Origin of the sequence: Enterobacter cloacae complex sp. P42RS (assembly GCF_014930595.1) — a bacterium.
Classification (GTDB): Bacteria; Pseudomonadota; Gammaproteobacteria; order Enterobacterales; family Enterobacteriaceae; genus Enterobacter; species Enterobacter bugandensis.
In genome coordinates this window covers 73,495-81,256 of the sequence record NZ_JADBRK010000009.1, presented here as the reverse complement: position 1 = coordinate 81,256, position 7,762 = coordinate 73,495, and the positions used below count along the sequence as shown (strand labels likewise).

6 protein-coding genes and 6 tRNA genes are annotated in these 7,762 nt (G+C 56.7%); 11 read left to right on the top strand and 1 reads right to left on the bottom strand.

What is annotated here, in order from left to right; genetic code table 11:
- The first annotated feature begins 4 nt into the window (after positions 1 to 4).
- From IM314_RS13185 to IM314_RS13160, 6 genes are all read left to right on the top strand, one after another.
- Positions 5 to 81, top strand: a tRNA-Met gene (locus IM314_RS13185).
- A 7-nt stretch (positions 82 to 88) separates the two neighbouring features.
- Positions 89 to 173, top strand: a tRNA-Leu gene (locus tag IM314_RS13180).
- Positions 174 to 196: 23 nt separating this feature from the next.
- Positions 197 to 271 (top strand) — tRNA-Gln (locus IM314_RS13175).
- 17 nt (positions 272 to 288) lie between these two features.
- Positions 289 to 365 (top strand) — tRNA-Met (locus tag IM314_RS13170).
- Between the two features lie 39 nt (positions 366 to 404).
- Positions 405 to 479, top strand: a tRNA-Gln gene (locus tag IM314_RS13165).
- Positions 480 to 514: 35 nt separating this feature from the next.
- Positions 515 to 589: transfer RNA gene (locus tag IM314_RS13160), tRNA-Gln, on the top strand.
- A gap of 107 nt (positions 590 to 696) precedes the next feature.
- Here the strand turns inward: IM314_RS13160 and ubiF are convergent.
- Entirely contained in the window at positions 697 to 1,872 is a 1,176-nt protein-coding gene (ubiF, locus tag IM314_RS13155) for a 3-demethoxyubiquinol 3-hydroxylase (RefSeq protein WP_047363671.1), read from the bottom strand.
- A 135-nt stretch (positions 1,873 to 2,007) separates the two neighbouring features.
- Between ubiF and miaB the strand changes: the two genes are divergently transcribed.
- From miaB to lnt, 5 genes are all read left to right on the top strand, one after another.
- Positions 2,008 to 3,432 (top strand): tRNA (N6-isopentenyl adenosine(37)-C2)-methylthiotransferase MiaB, encoded by a 1,425-nt coding sequence (gene miaB, locus IM314_RS13150; RefSeq protein WP_028012350.1) that lies wholly within the window; start codon positions 2,008 to 2,010, stop codon positions 3,430 to 3,432.
- 163 nt (positions 3,433 to 3,595) lie between these two features.
- A complete protein-coding gene (locus IM314_RS13145) occupies positions 3,596 to 4,642 on the top strand; it encodes a PhoH family protein (protein ID WP_028012349.1) in 1,047 nt (348 codons plus the stop codon).
- Entirely contained in the window at positions 4,639 to 5,106 is a 468-nt protein-coding gene (ybeY, locus tag IM314_RS13140; RefSeq protein ID WP_003858677.1) for an rRNA maturation RNase YbeY, read from the top strand. The genes IM314_RS13145 and ybeY overlap by 4 nt, the downstream gene beginning before the upstream one ends.
- Before the next feature lie 84 nt (positions 5,107 to 5,190).
- Positions 5,191 to 6,069 carry a CNNM family magnesium/cobalt transport protein CorC gene (corC, locus tag IM314_RS13135; RefSeq protein WP_021242574.1) on the top strand — a complete coding sequence of 293 codons (879 nt, stop codon included), beginning with the start codon at positions 5,191 to 5,193 and terminating at the stop codon, positions 6,067 to 6,069.
- 5 nt (positions 6,070 to 6,074) lie between these two features.
- The gene (gene lnt, locus IM314_RS13130) at positions 6,075 to 7,613 is read left to right on the top strand and encodes an apolipoprotein N-acyltransferase (protein ID WP_041910789.1); all 1,539 of its coding nucleotides are present in this window, start codon (positions 6,075 to 6,077) and stop codon (positions 7,611 to 7,613) included.
- Positions 7,614 to 7,762: the final 149 nt, after the last annotated feature.

The following is a 7,762-nucleotide window of genomic DNA, read 5'->3' as shown; positions in this document are numbered from 1 at the left end:
AGATGGCTACGTAGCTCAGTTGGTTAGAGCACATCACTCATAATGATGGGGTCACAGGTTCGAATCCCGTCGTAGCCACCATCTTTTTGCGGGAGTGGCGAAATTGGTAGACGCACCAGATTTAGGTTCTGGCGCCGCAAGGTGTGCGAGTTCAAGTCTCGCCTCCCGCACCATTCCCGGGTAAGCGTTGCACGGATGGGGTATCGCCAAGCGGTAAGGCACCGGTTTTTGATACCGGCATTCCCTGGTTCGAATCCAGGTACCCCAGCCATCGAAGACTGCAGTACTGGCTACGTAGCTCAGTTGGTTAGAGCACATCACTCATAATGATGGGGTCACAGGTTCGAATCCCGTCGTAGCCACCAAATTAAGATTATCGATTTGTTTCGGTAATAAAAAATTGTTGGGGTATCGCCAAGCGGTAAGGCACCGGATTCTGATTCCGGCATTCCGAGGTTCGAATCCTCGTACCCCAGCCAATTTAAAAGTCGTTAAGCAGTCTGTTTAACGCAATTGGGGTGTCGCCAAGCGGTAAGGCTCTGGTTTCTGATACCAGCATTCCGGGGTTCGAATCCCTGCACCCCAGCCACTTAAAACAAACAAGCCCGCTCTGCGGGCTTTTTTGTTTTTGTTGCTCAGAATAGCGCGGCCTGATGCTCTCACCCTACCCCTCTCCCACGGGAGAGGGAATTAAGATTAGAGTCCGAGGGCGTATTTCAGGGCCTGACGCTTCAGCCCACCGGCACGCTCTGCCGCCATTAAGCCAATGTTACGCAGAATGCGCACCGGGGCCAGGTCATTGCTGAAACCGGCATAGAACAGATCCATCCCTGACTGCATGATGAAGTTATCCGCCATACGGCGCGTCTGGTAGCGCTTCAGTACCTGATGGCTGGCCCAGGCTTCCGCGTGAGCGCGTGCGTTGCCCAGCACGTCCAGTAACGCATCGACGTCACGGTATCCAAGGTTGACTCCCTGCCCCGCCAGCGGGTGGATGGTGTGTGCCGCATCGCCCACCAGCGCCAGCCCTTCTCGGGCATACTGTAAAGCATGACGGCGCGTGAGCGGGAATGCACCTGCGGTGACTGGCGTCACGTTGCCAAGGCGGCTCGGGAAGTGAAGCAGGATCTCGCGCTGCAACTGCTCCATCGACAGCCCCTGCAGCTGGCGAATGCGCGCCGGTTTGTCGTACCACACCAGAGAAGCCCAGTTATCAAACAGCGGCAAGAATGCATGCGGGCCGTTCGGAGTAAAGTGCTGCCAGGTGCTTTCGCCCGGCGCATTCTCACACTGAACGGTGATTAACATGCAGGATTGCTGATATTGCCAGGCATGAACCCCAATACCCGCCATCTCCCTGACCTGCGAGTTAGCGCCATCGGCCCCGACGACCAGCTTCACGGCCAGTTCATCGCCGCTGTCGAGCGTCAGCAAATAGCCGCTTTCATGAGGATGCAGTGCCTTAAGTGACGCAGGCATACGCAGCGTCACCTTCGGATGTGCCTCCAGCGCCTGCCAGAGCGCCAGCTGGAGCACGTTGTTTTCCACCATATAGCCCAGGCGCGGCAGCTTCAGCTCGGCGGCGTCAAACGACACGTGGGCATTTTCCCACTCCCAGGTTTCAAGGCGGCTGTAAGGGTGCGCGCGCATCGCCTGCACCGCCTCCCAGACGCCCAGGCCGCGCAGCAGATCGACGGACGCCGCGCTGATGGCGGAAATGCGCACGTCCGGTTTGCTGGCGGGATCGAATGCCGGGGGAGCCGCCTGTTCAATAACGGTTACATCAAATCCCTGCTGCGCCAGCCCCAGCGCCAGCGCGCCGCCGACCATACCGCCGCCGACAACGGCAACTTCGGTGTGTTGGAGTGTCATGGTCAATTTTCCTTATTGGAGAATCCCTTAAGTTTACCGGATTTTTGCGGTCCTGAGACACACAACCTTCATACTGGTCACAACCCCACCAAAGCATTACAATACGCGGCTTGCAATCCTGAGCTGAGCAAGTCGATGACTAAAAAACTCCATATAAAAACCTGGGGCTGTCAGATGAACGAATACGATTCATCCAAGATGGCCGATCTGCTGGATACCACCCACGGATACCAGCTGACTGAAAATGCGAAAGAAGCCGATGTGCTGCTGCTGAACACCTGTTCAATTCGTGAAAAAGCACAGGAAAAAGTCTTTCATGTGTTAGGCCGCTGGAAGCTTCTCAAACGGAAAAATCCGGACCTGATCATTGGCGTCGGTGGCTGCGTCGCGTCGCAGGAAGGTAAGCTGATCCGCCAGAGAGCCCCGTATGTGGATATCGTCTTTGGTCCTCAGACCCTGCACCGCCTGCCGGAGATGATCAATCAGGTTCGCGGCAACCGTAGCCCGGTCGTTGACGTCAGCTTCCCGGAGATCGAGAAATTTGACCGTCTGCCAGAGCCGCGCGCCGATGGCCCGACCGCCTTCGTCTCGATCATGGAAGGCTGCAACAAATACTGTACCTACTGCGTGGTGCCTTACACCCGCGGTGAAGAGGTCAGCCGCCCTGCGGACGACATTCTGTTTGAAATTGCGCAGCTTGCCGCGCAGGGCGTTCGCGAAGTGAACCTGCTGGGCCAGAACGTTAACGCCTGGCGCGGCGAGAACTACGACGGCACCACCGGCAGCTTTGCCGAACTGCTGCGCCTGGTAGCCGCGATTGACGGCATCGACCGTATTCGTTTTACCACCAGCCATCCGATGGAGTTTACCGACGACATCATTGACGTCTATCGCGATACGCCAGAGCTGGTGAGCTTCCTGCACCTGCCGATTCAGTGCGGATCTGACCGCGTGCTGAACCTGATGGGCCGTCCGCATACGGTGCTGGAGTACAAATCCACCATCCGCAAGCTGCGCGAAGCGCGCCCGGATATCCAGATTAGCTCTGACTTTATCGTCGGCTTCCCAGGCGAAACCGCTGATGACTTCGAGCGCACCATGAAGCTCATCGGTGAAGTGAACTTTGACGTCAGCTACAGCTTCATCTTCTCAGCGCGTCCTGGCACGCCTGCGGCCGACATGGTTGATGACGTGCCGGAAGAAGAGAAAAAGCAGCGTCTGTATATTCTTCAGGAACGCATCAACCAGCAGGCCAACGCCTGGAGCCGCCGTATGCTCGGCACCGTCCAGCGCATTCTGGTGGAAGGCACCTCCCGCAAGAGCATCATGGAGCTGTCCGGTCGTACCGAGAACAACCGCGTGGTGAACTTCGAAGGCACCCCGGACATGATCGGTAAATTTGTGGACGTCGAAATTGTCGAAGTGCTGACCAACTCGCTGCGCGCGAAGGTGGTACGCACCGAGGACGAAATGGGCCTGCGTATTGCCGAGTCACCGGAATCCGTTATTTCTCGTACCCGCAAAGAAAACGATTCTGGCGTTGGGATTTACCAGCCTTGATCCTTCAGGCCTGCCTCTTCGGCAGGCCTTGTATTTCCTCTCATCACCCCCAATATCTACCGCAACGCTTGCGCCTTTATTCTGTGGCGTGAATAATTTCGGTAATGACCGTTCTATTGCGCCGTATGGCAGCGGGTCAGTTAACCATTTAAAGAGGAACAGTTTGAACATTGATACGCGTGAAATTAGCCTTGAGCCCGCAGACAACGCTCGCCTGCTGAGCCTGTGCGGGCCGTTTGATGACAACATCAAACAACTGGAGCGACGTCTGGGTATCGAAATCAATCGTCGCGATAACCATTTCAAACTCACCGGACGCCCTATCTGCGTCAACGCGGCAGCAGATATTCTGCGCAGCCTGTATGTCGATACCGCCCCGATGCGCGGCGAAATTCAGGATATTGAGCCGGAACAGATCCACCTCGCCATTAAAGAGGCGCGCGTGCTTGAGCAGAGCGCGGAAAGCGTGCCGGACTACGGCAAGGCAATCAATATCAAGACCAAGCGTGGCGTCATCAAGCCGCGTACGCCTAACCAGGCACAGTACATCGCCAACATTCTTGACCATGACATCACCTTCGGCGTGGGTCCGGCGGGGACGGGTAAAACCTATCTGGCGGTTGCCGCTGCGGTGGATGCGCTGGAGCGTCAGGAGATCCGTCGTATCCTGCTGACCCGCCCCGCCGTTGAAGCGGGTGAAAAACTCGGCTTCCTGCCGGGCGATTTGAGTCAGAAAGTGGACCCTTACCTGCGCCCGCTGTACGACGCGCTGTTCGAGATGCTCGGCTTCGAGAAAGTGGAGAAGCTGATCGAACGTAACGTGATCGAAGTGGCCCCGCTCGCCTACATGCGCGGCCGTACGCTCAACGATGCGTTCATCATTCTCGATGAGAGCCAGAACACCACCATCGAACAGATGAAAATGTTCCTGACGCGTATCGGTTTCAACTCGAAAGCGGTGATCACCGGTGACGTTACCCAGATCGACCTGCCGCGCAGCACTAAATCAGGCCTGCGCCACGCCATTGAGGTGCTGTCAGAGGTAGACGAAATTAGCTTTAACTTCTTCCACAGTGAAGACGTCGTTCGCCACCCGGTGGTCGCGCGCATCGTTAACGCCTATGAAGCCTGGGAAGAGGCGGATCAAAAACGCAGGGCCGAACAGGCCGCTGAACGTAAGCGCGAAGCGCAGGAGCAAGAACAGAAATGAGTCAGGTGATCCTCGATTTACAGCTGGCCTGTGAAGACAATTCCGGCATGCCAGAAGAGGCACAGTTTCAGAAATGGCTGGATGCGGTAATCCCCCAGTTTCAGGAAGAATCAGAAGTCACAATTCGCCTGGTGGATGAAGCGGAAAGCCATGAGCTTAACCTGACCTACCGAGGGAAAGATAAGCCAACCAACGTGCTCTCTTTCCCGTTCGAAGCGCCGCCGGGTATTGAGATGCCGCTGCTGGGCGATCTGATCATCTGCCGTCAGGTGGTTGAGCAGGAAGCCAAAGAGCAGCAGAAACCGCTGGAAGCCCACTGGGCGCATATGGTGGTACATGGCAGCCTGCACCTGCTGGGCTACGACCACATTGAAGATGACGAAGCGGAAGAGATGGAGTCCCTTGAGACAGAGATAATGCTTGCTCTGGGCTATGAGGATCCGTACATTGCCGAGAAAGAATAGTCAGTTACTGACTACCATGCCGCCGCGCAGGGACATAGCGCGGCGGTTAACATTGAACTAACAAGAGAACCCTTAACAAACGCCATGAGCGACGACAATTCACACAGTAGCGACACGACAACCAGTAAAAAGGGATTTTTCTCCCTCATTCTGAACCAGCTTTTCCACGGCGAGCCGAAAAACCGTGATGAACTGCTGGAGCTGATTCGTGATTCCGGGCAGAACGACCTTATCGACGAAGATACGCGCGAAATGCTCGAAGGGGTCATGGACATTGCCGACCAGCGCGTCCGCGACATCATGATCCCCCGCTCGCAGATGATCACCCTGAAACGTAACCAGACGCTGGACGAGTGCCTCGATGTGATCATCGAATCCGCCCACTCGCGTTTCCCGGTCATCAGCGAAGATAAAGATCACATCGAAGGGATTTTGATGGCCAAAGATCTGCTGCCGTTTATGCGCAGCGATGCCGAAGCCTTCAGCATGGAAAAAGTGTTACGCCAGGCCGTGGTCGTGCCGGAAAGTAAACGTGTGGATCGGATGCTGAAAGAGTTTCGCTCTCAGCGTTACCACATGGCGATTGTTATTGATGAATTCGGCGGTGTCTCAGGTCTTGTCACGATCGAAGATATTCTTGAGCTGATCGTGGGCGAAATCGAAGACGAGTACGACGAAGAAGAAGATATCGACTTCCGTCAGCTTAGTCGCCACACCTGGACCGTGCGCGCGCTGGCCTCGATTGAAGATTTCAACGACGCCTTCGGTACCCACTTCAGCGATGAAGAGGTCGATACCATTGGCGGGCTGGTGATGCAGGCCTTTGGCCATCTTCCGGCGCGCGGTGAGACCGTTGACATCGACGGTTACCAGTTCAAAGTGGCAATGGCCGACAGCCGACGTATTATACAGGTTCACGTCAGAACGCCGGACGATTCACCGGTGCCAAAACTGGAAGATTAATGTAAATGGCATTTGCCCCATTGCTTGAACGCCAGCGCGTCCGTTTGCTGCTGGCGCTGTTACTCGGAGCCAGCGGTACGCTGGCTTTTTCTCCTTACGATATCTGGCCCGCGGCCATTCTCTCCCTGATGGGGCTTCAGGGGTTAACCCTGAATCGTCGTCCGGTACAGGCCGCTGCGATCGGCTACTTCTGGGGGCTGGGGCTATTTGGCTCCGGCATTAACTGGGTCTACGTCAGCATCGCACAGTTTGGCGGGATGCCGGGGCCGGTTAACGTCTTCCTGGTCGTCCTGCTCGCCGCCTATCTCTCGCTCTATACCGGTCTGTTCGCCGGAATTCTCTCTCGCCTGTGGCCTAAAACCACCTGGCTGCGTGTCGCCATTGCCGCGCCAGTGGTCTGGCAGATTACCGAGTTCCTGCGCGGCTGGGTGCTGACCGGCTTCCCGTGGCTGCAGTTCGGCTACAGCCAGATTGACGGCCCGCTGAAAGGTCTGGCACCGGTAATGGGCGTTGAAGCCATTAACTTCCTGCTGATGGTGGTGAGCGGCCTGCTGGTACTGGCGCTGGTCACGCGCGGCTGGAAGCCGCTGGCTGTGGCCCTGGTGCTGTTCGCCCTGCCCTTCCCGCTGCGCTATATCCAGTGGTTCACGCCCGAGCCCGAGCGCGCCATGCAGGTTTCCATGGTGCAGGGGAATATCCCGCAGTCCATGAAGTGGGACGAAAAAGAGTTGCTGAACACGCTGAAGATCTACGCCAACGCCACCGAAGAGGTGATGGGCAAATCGCAGCTGATTATCTGGCCAGAATCCGCTATTCCCGATCTGGAAATTAACCAGCAGCCGTTCCTCAACATGATGAACGATCTGCTGGTGGCGCGTGGCAGCACCCTGATTACCGGCATTGTTGATGCGCGTCTGAATCAGCAGAACCGCTACGACACCTACAACACCATTATTACGCTCGGCAAAGACAGCGAATACAGCTACCACTCCACCGACCGGTACAACAAGAACCACCTCGTGCCGTTCGGTGAATTTGTGCCGCTGGAGTCTATTTTGCGTCCGCTGGCACCGTTCTTTGACCTGCCGATGTCCTCCTTCAGCCGCGGTCCGTACGTTCAGCCCCAGCTCCACGCGCACGGTCTGGCCCTGACGGCCGCCATCTGCTACGAAATCATCCTCGGCGAGCAGGTGCGCGATAACTTCCGCCCGGACACCGACTATCTGCTGACCATCTCCAACGATGCGTGGTTCGGTAAATCAATCGGCCCGTGGCAGCACTTCCAGATGGCGCGCATGCGTTCTCTGGAGCTGGCGCGTCCGCTGCTGCGTAGCACCAATAACGGCATCACCGCCGTGATTGGCCCGAAGGGCGAAATCCAGGCCATGATCCCGCAGTTCACCCGTGAAGTGCTGACAACCAAAGTCACGCCAACCACGGGCCTGACGCCGTACGCCCGCACCGGCAACTGGCCGCTGTGGATCCTGACCGCGCTGTTCGGCTTTGGCGCCGTGCTGATGAGCCTGCGTCAGCGTCATAAATAATCTTGCCTTCTGATGCCGGGTGGCGGCTGCGCCTTACCCGGCAATTTCCTCCCAATCTTCAATTCTGGCACGCCTGTTGCTTTATTTATTCACGTAAACGCTGTCTGGCTTAACGTGCAACCTTGTCGCACCAGTGTAGATCGTCGCTA